Below are 22722 nucleotides of genomic sequence, written 5' to 3'. Positions count from 1 at the left end.
CGTTGCAGCCTCGATCAGCGCCGCAGGTCGCGCAGGTACCACCATTCGAACAGTCGCTTGGCCCAGTGCAGCAGGCGGCACGGCGGCGTGATGAACTGGAACTTCTCGTTGCGGAAGACCAGCACGGCGCGATCGAGCATGTCCATGACGCAGACCAGTTCCCACTTGAAGGTCTGCTCCACGGGCTCTCCGGCGATCTCGGCCAGCAGGTTGTCCGCCGCCGCCACCGCCTGCAGGTCGGCCATGTGCGCCTGCTTCGGAGCCCAGTCCGGCGAGGGATAGCTGCCCGAGTCACCGGCCACGTAAACGCGGTCGAAGCCCTTGACCCGCGCATGCTCGTCGGCCTCGATCATGCCGCCCGGCGAGACGGGGAACGACGACTCGGACAGCCAGGACGGGCCGGTCATGCCGGGCATGAACAGGATCAGGTCGGCCTCGAACTCGCCCTTCTCCGTGACCACGCGGTTCTTCTCGAACCGCTGGGGCTTGGCACCGATGTGCGTCGCGATGTCCTGCTTTTCCATGCGCTCGAGCAGACGGTCCACCGCCTTCTCGCCCAGGCGGTTGCCCGGGCGCGGCGAGGGGTTGAAGAACACGAGATCGAACTTGTCCCGACGCCCCTCGCGGCGCAGCAGCCGGTCAATGCCGAACAGCAACTCGAACATCGGCCCGCCCCGCACGGCCGAGGGCTCCTTGGGGTTGCCGCCGAAGCCGATGGCGATCGTCCCGCCGGGCAGCTTCGCCAGACGGGTGGATATCTCCTCGGCGGCATCGATGCCCTCGCAGAGGGTAACGGCGTTCTCGATGCCGGGCAGCTTCTTGATGAACCGCCCACCGCTGGCGATGATCAGCCCGTCGTTCTCCACCTCGCCGTTGTCGGTGAACACGCGTCGGCCGTCCTCGCTCACCCCGGTCACGCGGCCCGCGCGGTGGGTCACGTCAAGGCGCTCGAGCAGCGGGCGGATGTCGTGGAGGATGTCGTCCCGTCGGCGTAGCCCCGAGGGTACCCAGATCAGGCTGGGGTAGTACTGGAAGGTGGATTGGGGCGCGATCAGCGTGATCTCCGCCGCCGGGTTCTGCTTGCGCAACCGCCGAATGGCGGTCAGGGCGCCGAAACCGGCACCGATTACCGTCAGCCTCATCGAGATTTCCTCCGTTCTCCGCGGCACGTCAGGGGAAGACCAGCCGCTGAATCGATTTCCTTATCTTGGCATAAGTGATTTCTTATGCTCAACGGCGGCGGTGCTTGCCTGCCCACCGTCTCGTCAACGGCCGGGCGGCCAGCAGGACGAGCAGGAGCGCCATGAGCAGCAGCGGGGTGCGGGTGTCCAGCTTGACCGACAGGAAGTAGTGCAGCACCGCCAGGCCGGTGGCAGGGTAAACCAGTCGGTGCAGTTCCCGCCAGCCGGCGCCGAGTCGACGCATCCATCCTTTCGTCGAGGTGACCGCCAGCGGCACGAGCAACAGGAAGGCCAGCGCGCCGAAACCGATGTGCAGTCGCTCCGTGATCTCCTCGACGATCGCCCGCCAGTCGAGCTGCCGGTCGACTACCAGCCAGACGGCGACGTGCAGGGAGGCGTAGAAGAAGGCGTACAGTCCCACCATCCGCCGGTAGTCGACCAGCCGCCAGGACGGGATCAGTCGCCCGAGCGGCGTAATGGCCAGCCCGATCATCAACAGCCAGATGGCCGTCTGGCCGAGAAAGCGCAGGCTGTCGACCACCGGTTCGAAGCCCAGCCGGTTGGTGGGAAGCGCCCAGGCCAGCCAGAGAAGCGGTGCGAGCCCGGCGAGGAATACCAGCCACCAGACCGCTAGACGAACGCCCCGCCCCGGCATCAGAAGTTCGTCTTCAGGTCCATGCCGCGGTAGAGATGCGCCACCTCGTCGGCATAGCCGTTGAACATCAGCGTGTCGCGCCGCCCCAACTCGCCGATGCGGCGCTCGGTCGCCTGCGACCAGCGCGGGTGATCGACCCGCGGATTGACGTTGGCATAGAAACCGTACTCGCGCGGGAGCACCTGCGCCCAGCTCGACGTCGGCTTGTCGCGCACGAGGCTGATTCGCACCAGCGACTTGCCGCCCTTGAAGCCGTACTTCCACGGCACGACCAGGCGAACGGGCGCGCCGTTCTGCGGCGCCAGCGGCTCGCCGTAGATCCCCGTGGCCAGCAGGGTCAGCGGATGCAGCGCCTCGTCCAGGCGCAGGCCCTCGACGTAGGGCCAGTCGAGCACCCGGCGGCGCTGGCCGGGAAGCGGGTTGTCGGGATCGTTGACGGTCTCGAAGCGCACGAAGCGGGCGTCACCGGTCGGCTCGACCCGGTCCAGCAGGGACTTGAGTGGAATCCCCTCCCAGGGAATCACCATCGACCATCCCTCGACGCAGCGCATGCGGTAGATGCGTTCCTCGGGTGCGTGCAGCCCGAAAAGATCGTCCATCGTGAAGGGGCCCGGTCGGCGCACCTCGCCGTCGACCACCACCGTCCAGGGTTCGCGGGCGTCGATCAGCGACTGCAACGCCCCGGCATGACGGCTGGGGTCGGTCTTGCCGGTGCCCAGTTCGTAGTAGTTGTTGTAGCCGAGAATCGCCTTGCGCTCGGTCAGCTGCTTCGACAGGGGCTCGCTCTCGTCCGCCCGCGTGCAGCCGGGAAGCGCCAGAGCCACCCCGGCACCCACCACCGAGCGGATGAAGTGCCGTCGCGCCGTGCGGTCGACGACCAGCCGGCGATCGGTCACTTCCCATTCCCGCGGCTCGTGCCGTGAACGAATCTGGTGACGCATGGTCGATCCTCACTGTCATGGACGAATGCTGCAGCCGGTACGCCGGCGCGGTTAGAATCGCCACAGGCCGCCCGGCCCGGTGCCGGGACCCAAGTATCGACGCAAACCGGCGTGTCTGCACGCCACCAACCCGCTGATCGAGGCATTGATGCCCGCACCCATCGACCGACGACACGAACTGGCCCACGCCTTCCTCCAGCGCCATGCGCCCGGATTCGGCGAGCTGACCGCGGCCTCCAGCGATGCCAGCAATCGCCGCTACTGGCGTGCCGAGCGCGACGGCGAAAGCCTGATCGTGATGGATTCGCCCCCGGAAAAGGAACCGCTGGATGCGTTTCTCGAGGTCCACGCGCGCCTGGAGCGCGCCGGCTTGCCGGTCCCGCGCATCCATGCCCGGGACCCGGCGACCGGCTTTCTGCTCCTCGACGACCTGGGGCGCGAGACACTCTTCTCCTGGCAGGTCTCGGCAGAAGTCGACCAACGGGAGCGGGCCCTGTCCGCCTGCCGGGCGCAGCTCATCCCCCTGGCCGGCACCGACCACGCCGGACTGCCCGCGTTCGACACGCCGCGGCTGGTTGCGGAAATGCAGCTCTTCGACGACTGGTATCGCCGACGTTACCGGTCGGTCGACTGGTCGGCCGACGCTCGCCTGCGCTGGGCGGAGCTGACGCAACGGATCGCCGAACGACTGGTCGGCATGGAGCCGGTGTTCGTCCACCGGGACTATCACAGCCGCAACCTGATGCCCGCGGGCGAGAACTGGGTGATCATCGACTTCCAGGACGCCGTGAGCGGACCGCTGGCCTACGACCTGGTCTCGCTGCTGCGCGACAGTTACATCGACTGGCCGCAGGCGGACGTCGAACGCGAGATCGCCGCCTTCTGGGAGGACGCGCGCGCCGCCGGGCTGACGACGAAGGACCTGGAGACCTTCACCGGCGATTTCGCCTGGGTGGCCGTGCAGCGCCACCTCAAGGTGCTGGGGATCTTCGCCCGCCTGAGCCTGCGCGACGGCAAGCACGGCTACCTCGATGACCTGCCCCTGACCTGGCGCCACCTGCAGTGGGCGATCGACCGCGCCCCCGGACTCGCCCCCCTGCGCGACCTGATCGCAGGCCTGGAGCCGGAGGCGGGCACATGACCACGGTCACGGCGATGATCCTGGCAGCGGGACGGGGGGAGCGTCTGCGGCCGCTGACCGATCACACGCCCAAACCGCTGATCGATGTCGGCGGGCGACCGCTGATCGAGCACCACCTCGAGCGGCTCGCCGCGGCAGGGATCGAGCGAGTGGTGATCAACCTCGCTCACCTCGGCGAACAGATCCGCGCGCATCTGGGCGACGGTCGCCGCTGGGGGCTGTCACTCGAGTACTCGGTCGAGGGCGACCGCGCCGAGACGGCGCTGGAGACCGCCGGCGGCATCCGACACGCGCTCGACCATCTGTCATCGACCTTCCTGCTGGTCAACGGCGACGTGCTCACCGACATTGACTACCAGGGCCTGGTGCAACGGGCCGCAGGCCTGCCAATCCACTGTCATGCGCACCTGGTGCTGGTCGACAACCCCTCCCACCACCCCGAGGGCGACTTCGCCCTGGACGCCGTGGGCCGGCTTGCCATGGACGCGATCGACCGATGCACCTATTCGGGGGTCGGCCTGTACCGCCGGGAGATGTTTGCCGACCTCGAGCCCGGGCGCCGGGCGCTCGGTCCGCTGCTGCGCGAGGCCATCGCGGCCGGACGGGTCTGCGGAGAGCACCACCGGGGAGACTGGCTGGACGTCGGCACGCAGGAACGCCTGACCGAGGCCAGGCGTCGGATGCAAGCCGGCTGAAACCCCGCCGCCGCGTCAGCGGAAAGCGAGATCCCTGAGGAACAGGGCGATCTGCGGGAACATGATCAGCAACACCGTCGTCGCCAGCAGCATGACGATGAACGGCGGCGTGCCCTTGACGATCTCCATGTACGGTCGCCGGAACACAGCCATGGCCGTGAAGATGTCGTAGCCGAACGGCGGCGTGGCCGAGCCGATGGCTGACTGCAGCACCACCAGCGTGCCCACCAGGATGGGATCGAGTCCCGAGGCGTCGATCGCCGGGATGAAGATCGGCGTGAGCACGAAGATGGCCACGATCGGGTCGACAAACATGCAGGCCACAAAGAAGGAGACCGCGATCACCACCAGCAGCATGGTGGGATTGTCGGCGACGGTATCCAGGATCGGCCCCAGCACCTCGGTGGGGATCTGCGCCATCGAGATCACCCAGGAGAACGCCTGACCCGCCCCGACCAGGATGAACACCACGGCGGTGATCAGGCCGGTGGACAGGGCGATCGACGGCAGGTCGGAGAGCTTGACCGAGCGATAGACCAGCATCTCGACGACCAGGGCGTAGAACACCGACATGGCCGCCGCCTCGGTGGGGCTGAACAGGCCGGAGTAAATCCCGCCGAGCACCACCACGGGAAAGCCCATCGGCAGGATCGCGCCACGCAGGGCGCGCAACCGATCGGCCCAACCGACGCGCTCGCCCAGCGGGATGTCGAGCTTTTTCGAGATCCACCAGCTGTAGACCGAGAACATCACCATGATCAGCACGCCCGGGCCGATGCCGGCGATGAACAGCTCGCCCACCGATTCGCTCGCCGCCACGCCGTAGATGATCGCCGCGATCGACGGCGGGATCAGCAGGGCGATGTCCGAGGAGTTCACCAGCAGCGCCATGGTGAAGCTGTCCTTGTAGCCGGCCTTGAGCATCTTCGGCCGAAGCGCCGAACCGATGGCCACCACGGTGGCCTGAGTGGAGCCGGAGACCGCGCCGAAAAGCGTGCAGGAGACGGCCGTGGTGATCGGCAACCCGCCGCGCCGGTGGCCGAGGAAGGCGTGGACGAGATCCAGCAGCCGGTTCGCCGTGTGTCCCTTGGTCATGATGTCGGCGGCGAGGATGAACATGGGCACAGCCACCAGGACCGAGGGCCGCACACCGGAGATCATCGCCCGGATCAGGCTGGTTGGATCGACCCCCGGCAGGAGCATGAGCATCATCGCCAGCGCCCCGATCAGCAGGGGCACCATCATCGGGAACCCCAGCAGGAGCAGCACGAACATCAGTATGAAGGCAAGGGTGAGCATCAGCGCCGGCCCTCCCCGTTCTGGCGACCGGCCCAGTCGGAATCCGGGTCCTCATCCTCGAGCTTCTGCTGCTCCACCGCCGTAAGATCGGCCTCCTCGTAGACCTCCAGCTCGGTGAACGAGCGGTAGAGCTCCTTGGAGGTCAGGTTGCGCAGGGTGGTCAGGGTGTACTGCAGCCCGGCGAGGAACAGGCCGAGCGGCACCGCGATATACAGCACCCAGAGCGGTATGCCGAGATTGGGCGTGGTCTGCCCGATGGAGCGGACCTGTGCCTCGTAGATCACGGCATACCAGCACAGGTAGAACATCACGACGGCCGAGCCCGTCGTGATGATGATGTTCATGGCCTTGCGCCAGTGGCCCTTCGCCTGGTCGTAGATGGCCGACATGCGGATGTTGCGGCCGTGGCGAGCGCCCTTGGAAACGCCGATGAAGGTGATGATCACCAGCAGCGCCTGGTTGATCTCCACGGTGAACATGATGCCCTTACCCAGGAGATTGTTGCCCAGCACGTTGCCGATGTTGAGCGCCGCCATCGCCATGATGGACACGGAAAGGACGATGTTCTCGAACCAGCCAAGCAGCCAGTCCAGTCCGTGGATGGCCCGCATTACCGTCGATCGGAATGACCTTCCCTGCGCTTCGGACATACTTGTCTCCCGGCCGGGTCCGCGATCGCAACCGTTCGTGGCCCGGCGTTTCTTGTCATCTTGACCGGGAGGCGGGCCTCGCAGCCCGACCCGGTGGCCTTGCTGCAGTGTAGACGGGACGCGAACAGGCTGTCCACGTACAGGCCGATCTGAGCCAGCTTGCCGGGCGTGCTAAGGTCAGTATCCGGGTCGACCCGAAAAGCCGCGGGTCGGATCGAACGCAGATCGTGAAGACGCACCAGAAGAACCAGGGAGATGACGGTATGAAAGAGAAACGCTTCCTTCACAAGGGCGCCCTGTGGATGGGTTCGCTCGCCCTTGCCACCGGTCTGGCACTGACCGGTTGCGGTCAGCAGTCCGACGGCGAGAGCGAGTCGGGCGAGAGCGCCGGCGCCGAGCAGCAAGTCTGGAAGTTCGGCCTCGAGGAGACCAAGGGCGGGGTGCAGTGGGCCTACGCCGAGAAGTTCAAGGAGCTGATCGAGGACCGCCACGACAACGTCGAGGTCAAGATCTACCCCTACGGCACGTTGGGCACCTCGCAGGACGTCACCCAGCAGGTGCAGACCGATACCCTGCAGCTCGCCTTCGCCTCGGCGGGGCACGTCGGTTCGACCATTCCGGAGGCGCAGGTGTTCTCCCTGCACTTCCTGTTCTCGCAGGACAATGAAGTCAACAAGGACATCTTTACCAGCAACGAGACGGTTTACCAGGAGCTGGGCGAGGCGTACAACGAGAAGGGGCTGGAACTGCTCTCGATCGTGCCGGAAGGCTACATGGTCTGGAGTGCCAACAAGGAAATCACCCAGCCGTCCGACTTCGAGGGCGTGAAATTCCGCGTCATGCCGTCTGACCTGCTGCTCTCCACCTACGAGCTCTACGGCGCCAGCCCGCAGGGCCTGGCCTATTCCGAGGTCTACGGCGGTCTCGAGCGCGGCCAGATCGACGCGCAGGTCCAGCCGATGTTCGCCCACCGCGACATGAGCTTCTACGAGGTGCAGGACTACCTGATCGAGGCCCGTCACGCGCAGTTCGTCGCGACCGTGATCTCCAGCCCGAGTTTCGTCGACGGCCTGCCCGAGCCGATGCAGGCCAGCCTGGACGAAGTGATCGACGAACTGGGCCCGTACATCTACGAGGAACAGAAGAAGCTCAACGCCGAGGCGGCCGAAGAGATCAAGTCCAAGAGCGACACGACCTTCGTGAGCCTGAACGACGAGCAGGTCGCCGAGTTCCGCGACACGGTTCAGCCGATCTACGACCAGTTCGTCGAGATGGCCGGTCCGCGTGGCGAGCGCATTCTCGAGGCCATCCAGCAGGCCGTCGCAGAGGGCGAAGACCAGTAAGGGACGCCCGACGCACGCCATGGACTGGACAGGACGCGCCCACCCGGGCGCGTTTTTTTATTCTCGCTTCAAAACGACCGGCGCCCAACCCACTGACAAACCGACATTTTCTGGACTAATCTCCGGGAAGGCCCTGAACGAATCGGCCTCGGCATACGCTCTTCCCCGTCGGGCGGCCGTGACGATGCCGATTCGTTCAGTGCCGCTCGCCCGACTCGTGCATCGCCGTCACCGTGGGGTCACGCGAGCCGGCGATGGTCGGCTTCGAGTCGCAAAACGGCAGGCAAGAAACGCAGATGAAGGAACACGCCCATCAACCCGAGGAGAGCGACTGCTGGCTGGCCGTCAACGCCGGCTCATCTTCCCTCAAGCTCTCGGCCTTCGACCCGGAAGGCAACCGGGTCTTCTCCCGGCAGACTGACGAGCTGAACGACCCCTCGGGCGCCGAACATGCGCAGGCCCTGGCCAAACACCTGTCCACCTTCGAGTCCTGCTGCACGGGACGGCCCCGTGGCGTGGCGCATCGTGTCGTCCACGGTGGCGACCGGTTCCATGCCCCCACCCGCGTCGACGACGCGATGCTCGCCGCACTGCGAGACATCGACCACCTCGCCCCGCTGCACAACCCGTTGGCCGTCGCCTGCATCGAGGCCGCGCGACAGCAACTCCCGGACGTCGAGCACTACGCCCTGTTCGACACGGCCTTCCATCACGACCTTCCCCCGGAAAACCGCGACTACGCCCTGCCCGCATGGTGTCGCGAAAAACTGGGTATCCGTCGCTACGGCTTTCACGGCCTGTCCGTCGCCAGCGCCCTGCGCAGCATGGCCGAACAACTCGGCCATCCCGAGGAAAGACTCAACCTGATCGTGGCGCACCTGGGCAACGGGGCGAGCATGACCGCCATCCGGCGAGGGAAAAGCTCCGCCACCTCGATGGGAATGACCCCGCTCGAGGGACTGGTGATGGGCAGCCGCGCGGGCGACATCGACCCGGCCATCCCGGGTTTCCTGGAGCGCCACGGGGGGCTGACGCCCGAGCAGATCGATCACCTGCTCAACCGGGAGTCCGGGCTGACCGGGCTGTGCGGCACGCGCGACCTGCGCGAGATCCACACGGCCATCGACCGCGGCGACGAGCTCGCCGCGGAGGCGCTATCCATGTACATCCACCGCATCCGGCACTACCTGGGCGGTTACCTGGTCAACCTCGGACGTCTCGACGCCCTGGTATTCACCGGCGGCGTTGGCGAGCACGATGCCATCGTCCGGGAAACGGTCTGCGAGGGGCTGAACATGTTGGGGCTGGCCATCGACCCGGACGCCAACCGGGCGCCGGCCGAAGGGCCCCGGCCGATTCACCAGCCCCATAGTCCGGCCGGCATCTGGATCGTGCCCGCGGACGAGGAGGGAGAGATGGTCCGGCAGTTGCGCGACCGTCACTGACAGACGGACAGACCGGGGAACAGTCGCCACATGCCGTTCAACCAACCGTCATGCCAAGCACGAGGCCCGTGATGACGACCGAAAACACGCCGCGAGACACCCACCTGCCCACCGCCGAGGATCTCGCCAGCATCGATGCCTGGTGGCGAGCGGCGAACTACCTGTCGGTGGGCCAGATCTACCTGCTCGACAACCCCCTGCTGCGCGAACCGCTGCGCCCGGAGCACATCAAGCCCCGCCTGCTGGGCCACTGGGGCACCACCCCGGGGCTGAACTTCATCTATGCCCACATGAACCACCAGATCGTCGCCCGCGATCTGGACGCGATCTTTCTCACCGGACCGGGCCACGGCGGACCGGGGCTGGTGGCCAGCGCCTGGCTGGAGGGCACCTACTCCGAGGTCTACCACTCGATCAGCCGCGATGCCGCCGGCATGCAGCGACTGTTCAAGCAGTTCTCCTTTCCCGGCGGCATCCCCTCGCACGTCGCCCCGGAGACCCCGGGCTCGATCCACGAGGGCGGCGAGCTCGGCTACGTGCTCTCGCATGCCTTCGGCGCGGCCTTCGACAATCCCGAGCTGATCGTCTGCGCGGTGGTGGGTGATGGCGAGGCCGAGACCGGCCCGCTCGCCACCTCCTGGCACTCGAACAAGTTCCTGGACCCTGTCCGTGACGGTGCCGTGCTGCCGATCCTGCACCTCAACGGCTACAAGATCGCCAACCCCACCGTCCTCGCCCGGATTCCGCAAGAGGAACTCGAGGCGCTGCTGCGTGGCTGCGGCTATCGCCCCCACTTCGTCAGCGGCGACGACCCGGACACGCTGCATGCCGAGATGGCCGCGACCCTGGACCGCGTGATCGACGAGATCACATCGATCCGCAAACGGGCCCGGCAGGACGGCGAGGTCGATCGGCCGACCTGGCCCATGATCGTGCTGCGCACCCCCAAGGGCTGGACGGGACCGGCCGTGGTCAACGGCAAGCCGGTGGAGGGCACCTGGCGCTCGCACCAGGTCCCGGTGTCGGACGTGCGCGAGAACCCGGACCACCGCCGGCTGCTCGAGGAGTGGATGCGAAGCTATTGCCCGGAAGAACTGTTCGACGAGTCCGGACGCCCGCAGGACTGGCTGACCCGCCGCACGCCGATCGGCCAGCGGCGCATGTCGGCCAACCCGCATACCAACGGCGGGGTGCTCTGTCGCCCGCTCGACCTGCCGGACTTCCGCGACTACGCCATCGAGGTGGAGTCGCCCGGCCACGAGTACGCCGAGTCGACCCGGGCGATGGGTCGTTTCCTGCGCGACGTGTTCCGACGCAACGCCGAGCACGCCAATTTCCGCCTGTTCGGGCCGGACGAGACCGCGTCCAATCGCCTCGACGACGTCTTCGCCGCCACCGATCGCTGCTGGAACGGCGAGTTCCTCGACACGGACGAGCAATTGGCCCGCGACGGACGCGTGATGGAGATCCTCTCCGAGCACACCTGCCAGGGCTGGCTGGAAGGCTACCTGCTGACCGGCCGCCACGGCGTGTTCTCCTGCTATGAGGCCTTCATCCACATCATCGACTCGATGTTCAACCAGCACGCCAAGTGGCTGAAGACCAGCCAGGAGATCGGCTGGCGCGCGCCGATCCCGTCCCTGAACTACCTGCTGACCAGCCATGTCTGGCGCCAGGACCACAACGGCTTCTCGCACCAGGACCCGGGCTTCATCGACCACGTGGTCAACAAGAAGGCCGAGGTGATCCGCGTCTACCTGCCGCCCGACGGCAACACCCTGCTCTCGGTGATCGACCACTGCCTCAGGAGCCGCGACTACGTCAACGTGATCGTCGCCGGCAAGCAGCCCCAGCCGCAGTACCTGGACATGGATGCGGCGATCCAGCACTGCACCGCCGGGATCTCGATCTGGGAGTGGGCCAGCAACGACGAGGGCAGCGAACCCGACGTGGTCATGGCCTGCGCGGGCGACGTCCCCACCGCGGAGACGCTCGCGGCGGTGGACCTGATCCGCCGCCACCTCCCGGAGCTCAAGGTCCGGGTGGTCAACGTCGTCGACCTGATGCGGCTGCAGCCGCCCTCCGAACACCCGCACGGGCTGTCGGACCGCACCTTCGACTCGATCTTCACCCTCGACCGGCCGGTGGTCTTCGCCTACCACGGCTATCCGTGGCTGATCCACCGGCTGACCTACCGGCGCACCAACCACGCCAACCTGCACGTGCGCGGCTACAAGGAGGAAGGAACCACCACCACGCCCTTCGACATGGCGGTGCGCAACGAGATCGACCGCTACCACCTGGTGATGGACGTGATCGAGCGCGTTCCGGGCCTGAAGGTCCGTGCCGCGCACTTCCGCCAGCACCTGCACGAACGGCTGGTGGAACACGACCACTACATCCGCGAGCACGGCGAGGACATGCCCGAAATCCAAAACTGGCGCTGGCCGACTGTCACCGGACGCTGATACCGGCCGCCGCCTCCGCCACTCGCCGTGCATCGATGTTTCCGGGATGCACGCGTTTGGTTATGCTGACCAAAAAACACGATAACGAAAAACGATAAAGAGACCGGGGAACGGAGTGGTAAACAGGCGCACGGATACGCAGGGAGACGGGTGCGCGTCGCACACGCGGCCGCCGCGGTTTCTGGGACGGCAGCTGGCCATCTGCTCCGTTCTCCTGATCGCCACGCTCGACGCGCCCCTTGCCGCCGACCCACCGGAGACGCAGCGCCTCGAGGCGGTCGCCCTGGCCGGCGAGGGACAACTCGACGAGGGGCTCGAGCGACTGCAGGCACTCGACGCCCGCCACCCCGACCGACCGAGGATCCTCGCCGACCTGATCATCCTCTGGCGCCAGGCCGGCGAGAACGACGCCATCGTCCGTCGCACCACCGGCCTGCGCCCGACCGACGTACCGGACTACGCCCACGTCAGTTGGGCCGGCGCGCTGCGCGACGCCGGGCAGTTCGAACGAGCCGCCCTTGTACTCGACGCCTCGCGCCATCGCCTGGGCACCTCCGCCCGCGTGCTCCACGGGGTCGTCCTTGCCGAGTCAGGCGATACCCCCGCCGCGATCACCGCGTTGGAGACGATCGACCCGCTGCCCGACTCGGCCGAGGACCTGGCGCTCATGGCCTACGGGATGCGACTGGCCGGCCGACCGCGCGACGGCCTGGCGCTGGCGAACCGTGCCCGCGACCTCGACCCGGACCACCGCCTGGCGCGGCAGGAACAGCTCCTCGCCCTCTGGCAGCTTGGCGCCGCGGAGCGGGCGTTGGCCGGCGTCCGAGCGGAGCCGGCCCTGCTCGAAGAGGACATCCGCTGGCAGATCGAGGCCGACGCGATCGCCGCGGAAATCCGCCAGGCGATGGACCGACACGACCGGTTGCTGACCGACGGTCGCCCCCACGAGGCCCGCGCGCCCCTCGTCGACGCGCTCGAACGGCTGGAGGACTTTCTCGACCGCACGCCGAGCGACCACCCCCAGCACCAGCGGGCCGCCCACGACCGCGTCGCCCTGCTGCGCGAACTCGAGCGGATGCCCGAGGCCGTGGCGGCCTGGGAGGCCCTGCCGCCGGCCGCCAGCCGGCCACCCTTCGCCCGCCGGGCGGCGGCCGACGCCTACCTCGCCGAGAGGCGCCCCGAGGCGGCCCTGCCGTTGTACGAGTCCCTGCTGCCGGCCGACCGGCCGGCGGACCTGCCGCTGCTGATCGCGCTCTACTACACGCACATCGCGCTGGAGGACTACGACGCCGCGGGCGACATTCTCGCCCGGGCCGACCGCGAAACACCCGCCTGGCTGCCCGCCGGGGAGGGACGTGAACCGGTGGCAAACTGGGAACGCGTCGACGTCGACCAGCTCCTGGTCCACGACGCCGCCTACCGTCGGCAGGACGCCAATGCCTGGCGATCGAGCGGCGATCTGGTAGAGCAGGCCCCGGCCCACGCCGGACTGCGCAACACCCGGGCCAGGATCGCGCGCTGGCGCGGCTGGCCCGAGCGCGCCGACGCCATCACGTCCATCGCGGCGGCCTGGGCGCCCGAGGCACTCGACACGCGGCTCAACCGTGCAGCCAACGCCCGCGACCTCGAACACTTCGATGCCTGGGAGGAAGAGCTCGAACGCCTGACGACCGACTTCCCCCGCGATGCGAGCGTGCGTCGGCAGGTCGAGGAACTGGCCGACCGCGACCGCGCCTCCATCGAGAGCGAGGTGACGGTCGGCCGTACCCGCGGCGGTGCCGGGGCGATCTCGGGCGACCGCGACCGGAGCTGGCGCACCCGCCTGAACTCGCCGTGGTCGGACCGGGACCTGCGCGCCTTCGTCGAGCACCGTCGAGAGACCGCCACCTTCGACGATACCGAGGGCCGGCATGACCGGATCGGGGCGGGCGTGGAATGGGCCGCCCACCGCCAACGCGCCTGGCTGCGGGTCGACCGCAACCGGCTGGGCGAGGCGGAGACCGGCATCGCCGCCGGCTGGTCGCAGTGGCTGGACGACCACTGGCGCATCGGCATCGAGGCCGATAGCCACTCGCTGGAGACCCCGTTGCGTGCCGCCGAGGCGGGCCTGACCGGCTGGTCGGCCGCGGCCTCGCTCGACTGGCGCGCCAGCGAGTCGCTGTCCGCCTACGCCACGACCGGACTGCTCTCGATCGATGACGGCAACCGCCGTGTCCAGGCGGGCACCGGGGTGACCCGTCGCCTGTTCGCCTCGGCCCATCACCTGACCGAGGCCGGCGCCGACCTCTACGCCCAGCACAACAGCGAACCGGGCGGCCCCTACTACAACCCGGAAAACAGCGGCAGCGCCACGGTGCGCCTCGACCACGACTGGATCACCTGGCGCCGCTACGAGCGCGCCTTCACCCAGCACTTCCACGCCGCCAGCGGGCTCGGCTACCAGACCGATTTCGGCAGCCACCCGATCGTCGAGTTGCGCTACGAGCACCGCTGGGACATCAACCGCCGCTGGGCGGTGCGCTACGGGGTCGGCTGGACCAGCACGGCATACGACGGCGAGCGTGAACGCCGCCTCTACGGCACCTTCGGCCTGGAAGGAGTGTTCTGATGCGGCACCTCGTTGTTCTCATTGCCTCCCTTCTCGCCGGTGGCGCGGCGCTCGCCAGCCCCCCGGCGGTCCCGGACGGGCAATTCATGGCCGTCTGCTACCACGATGTCCGTGACGACGTGGTGGGCGGACGCGACGCGGATCCCTACGCCGTCAGCACCCGCCGGCTGGTGGCATGGTTCGACTGGATGCGGGCGAACGACTGGCAGCCCGTCTCGCTGCAGCAGATCGTCGATGCGCGCGAGGGCGGCCGGCCGCTGCCGGAAAATGCGGTGCTGCTGACCTTCGACGACGGTCTCGCCAGCCTGTACAGCCACGTCTTCCCGTTGCTGCAGGCCTACGACTACCCGGCGCTGTTCGCCCTGCAGACGGGCTGGCTGGAGACCGTATGGGCGGGCGATACGGCCGACTATGCCTCCGAGACCTTCGCCGACGCGGACGAACCCCTGCCGCCGGGGACGGTCGCCTACAACGATCGCCCGCTGGGAGCCGACGGCTTCCTCACCCCCGGGCAGGTCCGCGAGATGCAGGCCTCCGGGCTGATCGAGTTCGCCAGCCACAGCCACGACCTCCACCGCGGGGTGCTCGCCAACCCGCAGGGCAACGAGCAGCCGGCGGCGATCACGCGCCGGCTCGACCCCGAGACCGGGGAATACGAGAGCGATGCGGCCTTCCGCCAGCGCATCCGCGACGACCTGCGGCAGAGCCGCGATGCCATCGAGTCGATCACCGGCCGCAGCCCGCGGGCGATCGTCTGGCCGTACGGCGCCCACAGCCGCGAAGTCGACGCCATCGCCGCCGAAGTGGGGATGCCCTGGTCGTTCTCGCTGGGCGGCACGCCGATCAACCACCCGGGGGCAGCAGGCTTCTCGCGCCTGCTGATCACCGACGACCCGCCCCCGGTAGCCATCGCCGGCGAGGCCCGGGCGGCCGACGACCAGCCGGTCAACGCCCCCTCGCCGCAGCGCGCCGTACACGTCGACCTCGACTACATTTACGACCCGGACCCCGATCAGGCCAACGCCAACCTCGGGGTGCTGCTCGACCGCATCAAGGCGATGCAGGTCAAAAGCGTCTACCTGCAGGCCTTCGCCGACCCGGACGGCGACGGCAACGCCGACGCCCTCTACTTCCCCAGCCGTCACCTGCCGATGCGGGCCGACCTGTTCAACCGCGCGGCCTGGCAGCTGCGCACCCGGGCCGGCGTGCGTGTCTACGCCTGGATGCCGCTGCTCGCCTTCGACCTGCCGGATACGGAGCAAAAGCAGAGGCTGTCGGTCACGCATCTCGACGCCGAGGGGCACGCCGTGCCCTCGACGCGCGACTACCGGCGGATGAGCCCGTTCCTGCCGGAGTCGGCCGAGATCGTCGGCGACATATACGCCGACCTGGGGCGAGCCGCCAGCGGCATCGCCGGGGTTCTGATCCACGACGACGCCTATCTCGCCGAGGACGAGGACGCCAGCGCCTGCCGCCCCGAGGCCCGCTGGCCGGGCAGGGACGAGTCACTGGCCGACTGCCGGCTTTCTCCGGAGGCGAAGACCCGCGCCCTGATCGATTTCGGTCGCGTGGCCATCGAGCGGCTCGAGTACCACGTCGACCTTTCGAACGACTTCCGCACCGCGCGCAACCTCTACGCCCGGGTGGTCCTCGACCCCGGGGCCGAGGCACGCTTCGCCCAGTCCCTGCCCGCCTTCCTCGATGCCTACGACGAGGTGGCCATCATGGCCATGCCATGGCTCGACGGCACCGAACTGCCGGCGGACGTCTGGCTGGACGAGCTCGCCGACGCGGTCGAGGCGCAGGCAGGCGGCTTCGACGGTGTGGTCTTCGAGCTCCAGGCGCGCGACTGGCGGGGTGAGGGCCGCTGGATCGAGGCCGAGACCCTGCGCGACTGGATGGAGCAGCTCGTCCGGCGCGGCGTGCTGGGGCTCGCCTACTACCCGGACGATTTCCTCAATGATCGTCCGCGCCTCGGCCCCACCCGCGAGGGCCTGTCACTCAACGCCTTCCCGCACCGGCGATAGGAGATCGACGGCATGAACATCGACTGGCTGCTGGATTTCGTCTTCTTCTACCCGCTGATCATGGCCTGGGTGTGGATCATCGGCGGCATCTGGTACTACTTCCACTGGGAGAGCACCAACGGCTCCGACCCCGAGCACCCGCCGCAGACCGACCGCACGCCGCCCTGCAGCATCATCATCCCCTGCTTCGACGAGGCGCCGGACATCCGGGACACCATCCACTACGCGCATGCCAGCGAGTACCCGGATTTCGAGATCATCGCGGTCAACGACGGCAGCAACGACGAGACCGGCCGCATCCTCGAGGAACTCACCGAGCACTACCCTCGGCTGCGGGTGGTGCACCTGGCCACCAACCAGGGCAAGGCGATCGCACTGCGCACCGGGGCGCTGGCCGCGAAGCACGAGTTCCTGATCGGCATCGACGGCGACGCCCTGCTCCACCCGAAGGCGGTGGCCTGGATGATGTTCCACCTGGCATCGGGCCCGCGCGTCGGGGCGGTCACCGGCAATCCACGCATCCTCAACCGCAGCACCCTGCTGGGCAAGCTGCAGGTAGGCGAGTTCTCCGCGACCATCGGCCTGATCAAGCGCGCCCAGCGCGTCTACGGCCGCATCTTCACCGTGTCGGGCGTGATCGCCGGCTTCCGCCGCACCGCACTGGACCGGGTCGGCTACTGGAGCAGCGACATGGTCACCGAGGACATCGACATCTCCTGGCGCCTGCAACTGGACCACTGGGACATCCGCTACGAGCCCAACGCCCTGTGCTACATCTACATGCCGGAAACGCTGCGCGGGCTGTGGCGCCAGCGCCTGCGCTGGGCCCAGGGCGGCGTGGAGACGGTACTGCGACACACCACCGACCTGCTCCACTGGACCAAGCGGCGGCTGTGGGCGGTGGCGCTGGAATACATCGTCAGCATCCTCTGGGCCTACGCCATGTTCGCGGTGCTGGTGATCTACCTGGTCGGGCTGTTCGTCGGCCTGCCGGCCGGCTGGAGCACCCCGGGGATCATCCCGCAGTGGGCCGGCGTGATCCTGGGGCTCACCGCCCTGCTGCAGTTCTTCGTCAGCCTGATGATCGACCGCCGCTACGAGGCCGACCGGCGGTTCTTCCGCAACTACTTCTGGGTGATCTGGTACCCGCTGGCCTTCTGGCTGCTGTCGATGGCGACCACCGTGGTGGCCGTGCCGCGCGCCATCCTGAAACGCTCGGGCGAGCGGGCCCGCTGGATCAGCCCGGACCGCGGCCTGCGCCCGCCCGAGGAGGACTGAGGCCATGAAGCATTCCCGTCCCCGCCTCCCCGACGTCATCGAACGCAACGACCTCGAGGCGACCGGCAAGCGCCGCGTCGGCCAGGTCATCAGCCTGATCGGCTGGGCGATCTGGATCTACCTGTTCACCCCGCTGATCGCCCTGATCGGCTGGGTGCTGGGCGTCGAACTCTTCCAGCGTTACATCCTCGACGATCCCATGGGCACCCTGAAGGCCGTTCAGGTCTACGCGCTCGTCATCGCCGCCGCCGGCATCATCTTCATGGGGTGGGCGGGCTACAACTGGCTGCGTTTCAACAACCGCGAGCGGCGTCACGCCCCGCCCCCGATCGGCACGCGCGAACTGGCGCGCCACTTCGGCATCACCCCGCAGGAGGCCGAGAACATCGAACGCGAGCGCATCGTGACCGTGCACTTCAACGAGGACGCCGAGATCATCGAGGTCGCCCCCCACCCGGGAGCCGCACCGACCGCCGCCACGACCGACCGGACGGCCCGGGTCGCCGGCGTCCGCAGCGGCAGCTGACCGGCACCGGTCACCGAATGAAATGAAACGGCCCCGGGAGATCCCGGGGCCGTTTTCAACGAATCACCGCCACGACTCGCGTGGCTCTCGGATGGCGGCGATCACTGGATCTTCAGGTAGGCATAGCCCTCGCGCTGGAGATCGGCGATCTTCGCCACGCCCGAACCCACCAGCCCGATGCCGTCGTAGAGCTTGTCCTCGGACAGGCCGATCTCGTTGCGGGTGATATCGCAGAGGTGGACCTTCACGTCACGCACGTTCATCAGCGTCTGCAGGCGGCCGGCCAGCTCCGAGCGCCGTTCCTCGAGCGCCTCGTCCGCCGCGTAGGGCGTGCCCTCCAGCGGATCGTCGGTGGCAAACCGGATGCCGAAACCGACCAGCACCAGGTGCACGTCCCAGTCGAGCAGCTTCTGCTCGGAGTCGTTGACCAGGTTGTTGATCGAGGTGAGCGTGGCGGAATAGCGCGTCGGGTCGGCGAAGTCGACGTGGTAGACCACGCGCTGGGTGTCGTCGGCCTGCGCGCTCGGCGCGACCATCAGCACTGCCAGCATGGCGGCCATGACGACCGGCACGAGATGTCTGGCACGGTTGGCCAGCCGTTCGAAAATCCGGCCGGCGGCGACCGGCCTCGGGAAGGACAGGTTCATTCCTTGGCTCCTCGGGTTCGGGTGTAGACCCGAAGCATAGTCCATCGCGCTCGCCCGGTCGGCCCCCGAGCGGGAGCAGCGCCGTCAGTCGAACGCGAGCTCGAAACCGCCGTTGGCGATGTAGCCCTGCTCGCGCTCGAGGTCCGCCACCGTCAGCGGATGGGCCTCCAGCCAGCCCTCGGCAAAGGACAGCTCCAGGCGCTTGCCCTGCGCCCGAAGCGTGATGGCCTCGGGAGCCGCCCCGTGGCCGCGATCGCGGTGGAACAGCACGGCCAGGCGAAGAATGACCGCCAGGCGCTGCACCAGCGGCTTCATCTCCTCGTCGAGCGGGTCGAAGCGCGCGGCCTTGAACTTGCGCCGATGGGCATGGACCAGCGAGGAGACCGCGGCCTGCGCCAGCCGCGTCAGTCCCGGCATGTCGGCGTTCTCCAGCACGTACGCCCCGTGGTGGTGATAGCCGGAGTGCGAGATGGCAAGCCCCACCTCGTGCAGCCGGGCCGCAACGTCCAGCCAGACACCCAGCGGGAGGGATTCGGCCGTGTCGTCGTCGCCGGCACCCCAGTCGGCCTCCACCTGCCGCCACAGGTAGGCGGCGGTGTCGGCCACGCGGGTCGCGTGACCGGCATCCACGTTGAACATCCGCTGCAGGCGCCCGACGGTCAGGTCGCGCACGTCGTCGAACGACTCGCGCTCGATCCAGTCGTAGATCAGCCCCTCGCGCAGGGCGCCGTCGGAGATCGCCATGCGCTCGATGCCCAGCGCCTCGAAGATCGCCCGCATGGCCACCAGCCCGCCGACGAAAACCGGCTTGCGGTCGTCGGACAACCCGTCGAGCGAAAGCTTGTCGAGGCTGCCGGCCTTGAGCACCGCCCGGCGGATGGCGTCCAGCCCCGAGATCGTCAGGCTGCCGTCGTCCCAGCCGTTGGCCTCGGCCACGGTCGCCAGCGAGCGCGCCGTGCCGCTGCTGCCCACCGCCCGGGCCCAGCCCATCTTGCGATAGGCGCGCTGGTAGCTCATCAGCTCCAGCTCGGCGCGACGCTCGGCCTTGAGCATGCGGGTCTTGTCGTACTTGCCATCGTGAAAATGATCGTTGGTCAGGCGCACGCAGCCCAGCGGCACGCTTTCCATGCGCACCGGATCGAATCCCTCGCCGATGATCAGCTCGGTCGAGCCGCCGCCGATGTCGATGACCAGCCGCCGCCCGTCGACCGGCACGTCGCTGTGCGCCACGCCGAGGTACACCAGCCGCGCCTCCTCGCGCCCGCCGATGATCTCGATCGGGTGACCGATGGCGTGCTGCGCCCGGCGAATGAAGGTCGACCCGTTCTTCGCCGCTCGCAGGGTGTTCGTCCCCACGATCCGCACCCGCCCCCGGCGCATGCCGGCGAGCCGCTGGCCAAACCGGCGCAGGCAGTCCAGCCCGCGCTCGATCGCCGCGCTGGAGAGATAGCCGTTCTCGTCCAGCCCGCCGGCCAGCCGCACCATCTCCTTCATCCGGTCGATCACCTGCAACTGCCCGGCCTCCACCCGGGCCACCAGCATGTGAAAACTGTTGGACCCCAGGTCCACCGAGGCGATCACGTCACCATCTTGCATATGCGGGAAGTCTCGATTGTTTCGTGGCCCGCCACGGCCAGCAGGCAGCGGAGGGTCGGAACGTCAACTGGAACCACTCGCCCGCGGCACCAGAACGCATTATGTCGGGTTTGCCCGACGCGACAAACCCGCGCGACGGGACGGGAGATAGGGCGTTGACAGTCGGACAGCCCGTCCATTAGCGTATCTGCATAAACACAACAAACGGTTTCTCAAGGAAGAGAAAGATGTTGAACCACCGGACACCTGCCTGGTGGCCGGGCCGACGGATGGCTTGGATCGCCTTTCTGCTGCCCGGGATAGTCACGGCAGACGCCAGCCCATCATCCCCGGACCAGGAACTCCTGCAACAGGAGCGCCTGCTCGACCAGCGCGAGCGCCTCGAGGCAGCACCGGACGTGCGCCTCTCGAAAGAGACACGCCCCGCGCCCCGTCTCCCCCGCCGGGAAACGCCCTGCGTCGAGATCGACCGGATACGACTTGTCGGTGATTCACGGCCGGTATTCGAGCGCGCCCTCGGTGATGCGCTCACCCGGCTCGATTGGCAGGTATCGCACTGCCTCGGCAAGCAAGGCATTCGCGCCATCCTGCGCGAGGTCCAGCAGCAGTTGATCGACGCGGGGCTGATCACCAGCCGCGTGAACGCGCCACCCCAGGATCTCGACGACGGCACACTCGAACTGGCCATCCTCCCCGGCCGGATCGGCGAGCTCCGCGTCAGTCCAGGATCCGGCGAACGGGCCCGGCCCGGCCCGGCGTTCCCGGTCCGCCCGGACGGACTGCTCAACCTGCGCGATATCGAGCAAGGCCTGGAGAATCTCGAGCGCCTGCCCAGCGTGAACGCGGACATTGCCATCGAACCCGGCGAGGCGCCCGGGGAAAGCGACGTGGTGGTCGACTGGCAGCAGGACTTCCCGTTGCGGCTGTCACTCTCCATCGACGATTCCGGCAGCCGCGATACGGGTCGGTTTCTCGGCACCGCGACCGTCTTCGGCGATCACCTGTTCGGCCTCAACGGGCTGCTCTACGCCAGCCTCACCCGCAACCTCGGGCTCGACGACGGCGAGCGTCCCGGGCACACCGAGTCCCGCACGCTGCACTACTCCGCACCTCTTGGTCACTGGCGATTCGGCGCCACCGCCAGCCGCTTCGAGTATTACCAGACGATCGCCGGCCTCGATCGTGACTACCGCTACAGCGGCCAAGGCGAGCGGCGCGAGTTGGCCATTTCCCGGGTGGTCCATCGTTCCAAGGTCGGCCGCACCCGCCTGACGGCAACGGCCTGGCTGCAGACCTACGATAACGCGATCGACGAGACCCGCATCACCGTACAGGACCGTCGCATGGCCGGGTACACGGCCGGAATCGAACACCGGCATTTCCTCGGCCCGGCGACGCTCGACCTGTCGCTGAGCCACCGGTGGGGTACGGGCATGCTCGATGCGCAACCAGCCCCGGAGGAGGCCTTCGGCGAAGGCACCGCCCGACCGCACATCACCTCGATCCACGCCCGACTGGACACGCCGTTCGTCCTCGGCGATCAGGCCCTGCGCTACCGCGGACAGGTGCGCGGCCAGCTCAACCACACGCGCCTGATCCCGCAGGACCGCTTCGCCATCGGCAGCCGCCATTCGGTGCGCGGCTTCGGCGGAGAGCTGCTGCTCAGCGGCGATCGCGGTGCCTACTTCCGCAACGAACTGCACCTCGAGCTCCCCGGCCCGCTGCACCCCTACCTCGCGCTGGATACCGGGCGAGTCGACGGCCCGTCAACCGACGAACTACCCGGGCGTCACCTGATCGGCGCCGCCTTCGGCCTGCAGTGGCGCTGGAGGAACACCTGGATCGACGCCTGGGCGGCACGGGCCGTGGACCGGCCCGCCGCCTACCCGGACCCCGGCTTGCAGGCCGGTTTTCACGCCGGCATCCATTTCTGAATCCATGCCGCGCACGGACAGGGACATGTCATGACACACGCCTACCGAAATCGCTCGCCGCGACGTTTGGCCGTATTGATCGCCACCGCACTCGCCGCCATGCCACTGGATGCCAGCGAGATCCGCTCGCACCCTGAAGCCCGTGGCGAGAATCGCCCCAGCATCCACGAAGCCGGCAACGGCACACCCGTGGTCGAGATCACCACGCCCGGCGCCGACGGCGTCTCGCACAACGTCTACCGGCAGCTCGACGTCGACGAGCGCGGGGTCGTGTTCAACAACGGCCGC

Annotated in this window: 18 protein-coding genes; 11 read left to right on the top strand and 7 right to left on the bottom strand. The window is 68.1% G+C overall.

Annotation, left to right across the window (positions count from 1 at the left end):
• Positions 1–14 precede the first annotated feature (14 nt).
• The 3 genes from ACESL5_RS03960 to msrP all read right to left on the bottom strand — a co-directional run bounded on the left by ACESL5_RS03960 (position 15) and on the right by msrP (position 2777).
• Complete coding sequence (locus tag ACESL5_RS03960; protein WP_372591491.1) at positions 15–1142, bottom strand: NAD(P)/FAD-dependent oxidoreductase; 1128 nt, start codon at positions 1140–1142, stop codon at positions 15–17.
• An 88-nt stretch (positions 1143–1230) separates the two neighbouring features.
• Positions 1231–1836, bottom strand: coding sequence for a sulfite oxidase heme-binding subunit YedZ (locus ACESL5_RS03955; RefSeq protein ID WP_372591490.1), 606 nt, complete (start codon positions 1834–1836; stop codon positions 1231–1233).
• The gene (msrP, locus tag ACESL5_RS03950; RefSeq protein ID WP_372591489.1) at positions 1836–2777 is read right to left on the bottom strand and encodes a protein-methionine-sulfoxide reductase catalytic subunit MsrP; all 942 of its coding nucleotides are present in this window, start codon (positions 2775–2777) and stop codon (positions 1836–1838) included. Before msrP ends, ACESL5_RS03955 begins: the two co-directional genes overlap by 1 nt.
• A 148-nt stretch (positions 2778–2925) precedes the next feature.
• On the opposite strand from msrP, the gene ACESL5_RS03945 reads away from it, so the two are divergent.
• Entirely contained in the window at positions 2926–3918 is a 993-nt protein-coding gene (locus ACESL5_RS03945; protein ID WP_372591488.1) for an aminoglycoside phosphotransferase family protein, read from the top strand.
• Complete coding sequence (murU, locus tag ACESL5_RS03940; protein WP_372591487.1) at positions 3915–4613, top strand: N-acetylmuramate alpha-1-phosphate uridylyltransferase MurU; 699 nt, start codon at positions 3915–3917, stop codon at positions 4611–4613. The genes ACESL5_RS03945 and murU overlap by 4 nt, the downstream gene beginning before the upstream one ends.
• Before the next feature lie 15 nt (positions 4614–4628).
• Here murU and ACESL5_RS03935 read toward each other — a convergent pair whose 3' ends face one another.
• Together ACESL5_RS03935 and ACESL5_RS03930 are read right to left on the bottom strand one after the other, a co-directional pair.
• Positions 4629–5912, bottom strand: coding sequence for a TRAP transporter large permease (locus tag ACESL5_RS03935; RefSeq protein WP_372591486.1), 1284 nt, complete (start codon positions 5910–5912; stop codon positions 4629–4631).
• Positions 5912–6562: a TRAP transporter small permease gene (locus ACESL5_RS03930; RefSeq protein WP_372591485.1), complete on the bottom strand. Its 651-nt coding sequence runs from the start codon at positions 6560–6562 to the stop codon at positions 5912–5914. The genes ACESL5_RS03935 and ACESL5_RS03930 overlap by 1 nt, the downstream gene beginning before the upstream one ends.
• A 263-nt stretch (positions 6563–6825) precedes the next feature.
• Here ACESL5_RS03930 and dctP point away from each other — a divergent pair, with 263 nt between their 5' ends.
• From dctP to pgaD, 7 genes are all read left to right on the top strand, one after another.
• Positions 6826–7905: a TRAP transporter substrate-binding protein DctP gene (gene dctP / locus ACESL5_RS03925; RefSeq protein ID WP_372591484.1), complete on the top strand. Its 1080-nt coding sequence runs from the start codon at positions 6826–6828 to the stop codon at positions 7903–7905.
• 296 nt (positions 7906–8201) lie between these two features.
• Positions 8202–9350 carry an acetate/propionate family kinase gene (locus tag ACESL5_RS03920; protein ID WP_372591483.1) on the top strand — a complete coding sequence of 383 codons (1149 nt, stop codon included), beginning with the start codon at positions 8202–8204 and terminating at the stop codon, positions 9348–9350.
• 71 nt (positions 9351–9421) lie between these two features.
• A complete protein-coding gene (locus ACESL5_RS03915) occupies positions 9422–11818 on the top strand; it encodes a phosphoketolase (RefSeq protein ID WP_372591482.1) in 2397 nt (798 codons plus the stop codon).
• A 115-nt stretch (positions 11819–11933) separates the two neighbouring features.
• Positions 11934–14426, top strand: coding sequence for a poly-beta-1,6 N-acetyl-D-glucosamine export porin PgaA (pgaA, locus tag ACESL5_RS03910; protein WP_372591481.1), 2493 nt, complete (start codon positions 11934–11936; stop codon positions 14424–14426).
• Positions 14426–16453 (top strand): poly-beta-1,6-N-acetyl-D-glucosamine N-deacetylase PgaB, encoded by a 2028-nt coding sequence (gene pgaB / locus ACESL5_RS03905; RefSeq protein ID WP_372591480.1) that lies wholly within the window; start codon positions 14426–14428, stop codon positions 16451–16453. The genes pgaA and pgaB overlap by 1 nt, the downstream gene beginning before the upstream one ends.
• A gap of 12 nt (positions 16454–16465) precedes the next feature.
• The gene (pgaC, locus tag ACESL5_RS03900; RefSeq protein WP_372591479.1) at positions 16466–17731 is read left to right on the top strand and encodes a poly-beta-1,6-N-acetyl-D-glucosamine synthase; all 1266 of its coding nucleotides are present in this window, start codon (positions 16466–16468) and stop codon (positions 17729–17731) included.
• 4 nt (positions 17732–17735) lie between these two features.
• The gene (gene pgaD, locus ACESL5_RS03895; RefSeq protein WP_372591478.1) at positions 17736–18257 is read left to right on the top strand and encodes a poly-beta-1,6-N-acetyl-D-glucosamine biosynthesis protein PgaD; all 522 of its coding nucleotides are present in this window, start codon (positions 17736–17738) and stop codon (positions 18255–18257) included.
• A gap of 101 nt (positions 18258–18358) precedes the next feature.
• On the opposite strand, the gene ACESL5_RS03890 is transcribed toward pgaD, so the two are convergent.
• Both ACESL5_RS03890 and ppx read right to left on the bottom strand, forming a co-directional pair.
• On the bottom strand, positions 18359–18904 hold the full coding sequence (locus ACESL5_RS03890; RefSeq protein WP_372591477.1) for a DsrE family protein: 546 nt from the start codon (positions 18902–18904) through the stop codon (positions 18359–18361).
• A gap of 84 nt (positions 18905–18988) precedes the next feature.
• Positions 18989–20500 carry an exopolyphosphatase gene (gene ppx / locus ACESL5_RS03885; RefSeq protein WP_372591476.1) on the bottom strand — a complete coding sequence of 504 codons (1512 nt, stop codon included), beginning with the start codon at positions 20498–20500 and terminating at the stop codon, positions 18989–18991.
• A 269-nt stretch (positions 20501–20769) separates the two neighbouring features.
• Between ppx and ACESL5_RS03880 the strand changes: the two genes are divergently transcribed.
• A complete protein-coding gene (locus ACESL5_RS03880) occupies positions 20770–22434 on the top strand; it encodes a ShlB/FhaC/HecB family hemolysin secretion/activation protein (RefSeq protein WP_372591475.1) in 1665 nt (554 codons plus the stop codon).
• A 30-nt stretch (positions 22435–22464) separates the two neighbouring features.
• The coding region (locus ACESL5_RS03875; RefSeq protein WP_372591474.1) for a hypothetical protein at positions 22465–22722 on the top strand (258 nt) is incomplete at its 3' end.

It is taken from the genome of Guyparkeria sp. (assembly GCF_041687595.1).
Lineage (GTDB): Bacteria > Pseudomonadota > Gammaproteobacteria > Halothiobacillales > Halothiobacillaceae > Guyparkeria.
The sequence above is the reverse complement of the archived record's forward strand: the minus strand, read 5'-3'. Positions and strand labels throughout refer to the sequence as shown.

Coding starts and splice junctions, on each gene's coding strand:
- ppx (WP_372591476.1), bottom strand. CDS start 20,500: ATGCAAGATGGTGACGTGATCGCCTCGGTGGACCTGGGGTCCAACAGT.
- ACESL5_RS03945 (WP_372591488.1), top strand. CDS start 2,926: ATGCCCGCACCCATCGACCGACGACACGAACTGGCCCACGCCTTCCTC.
- pgaB (WP_372591480.1), top strand. CDS start 14,426: ATGCGGCACCTCGTTGTTCTCATTGCCTCCCTTCTCGCCGGTGGCGCG.
- ACESL5_RS03890 (WP_372591477.1), bottom strand. CDS start 18,904: ATGAACCTGTCCTTCCCGAGGCCGGTCGCCGCCGGCCGGATTTTCGAA.
- murU (WP_372591487.1), top strand. CDS start 3,915: ATGACCACGGTCACGGCGATGATCCTGGCAGCGGGACGGGGGGAGCGT.
- ACESL5_RS03960 (WP_372591491.1), bottom strand. CDS start 1,142: ATGAGGCTGACGGTAATCGGTGCCGGTTTCGGCGCCCTGACCGCCATT.
- ACESL5_RS03955 (WP_372591490.1), bottom strand. CDS start 1,836: ATGCCGGGGCGGGGCGTTCGTCTAGCGGTCTGGTGGCTGGTATTCCTC.
- ACESL5_RS03920 (WP_372591483.1), top strand. CDS start 8,202: ATGAAGGAACACGCCCATCAACCCGAGGAGAGCGACTGCTGGCTGGCC.
- pgaC (WP_372591479.1), top strand. CDS start 16,466: ATGAACATCGACTGGCTGCTGGATTTCGTCTTCTTCTACCCGCTGATC.
- ACESL5_RS03935 (WP_372591486.1), bottom strand. CDS start 5,912: ATGCTCACCCTTGCCTTCATACTGATGTTCGTGCTGCTCCTGCTGGGG.
- ACESL5_RS03880 (WP_372591475.1), top strand. CDS start 20,770: ATGGCTTGGATCGCCTTTCTGCTGCCCGGGATAGTCACGGCAGACGCC.
- dctP (WP_372591484.1), top strand. CDS start 6,826: ATGAAAGAGAAACGCTTCCTTCACAAGGGCGCCCTGTGGATGGGTTCG.
- msrP (WP_372591489.1), bottom strand. CDS start 2,777: ATGCGTCACCAGATTCGTTCACGGCACGAGCCGCGGGAATGGGAAGTG.
- ACESL5_RS03930 (WP_372591485.1), bottom strand. CDS start 6,562: ATGTCCGAAGCGCAGGGAAGGTCATTCCGATCGACGGTAATGCGGGCC.
- ACESL5_RS03915 (WP_372591482.1), top strand. CDS start 9,422: ATGACGACCGAAAACACGCCGCGAGACACCCACCTGCCCACCGCCGAG.
- pgaD (WP_372591478.1), top strand. CDS start 17,736: ATGAAGCATTCCCGTCCCCGCCTCCCCGACGTCATCGAACGCAACGAC.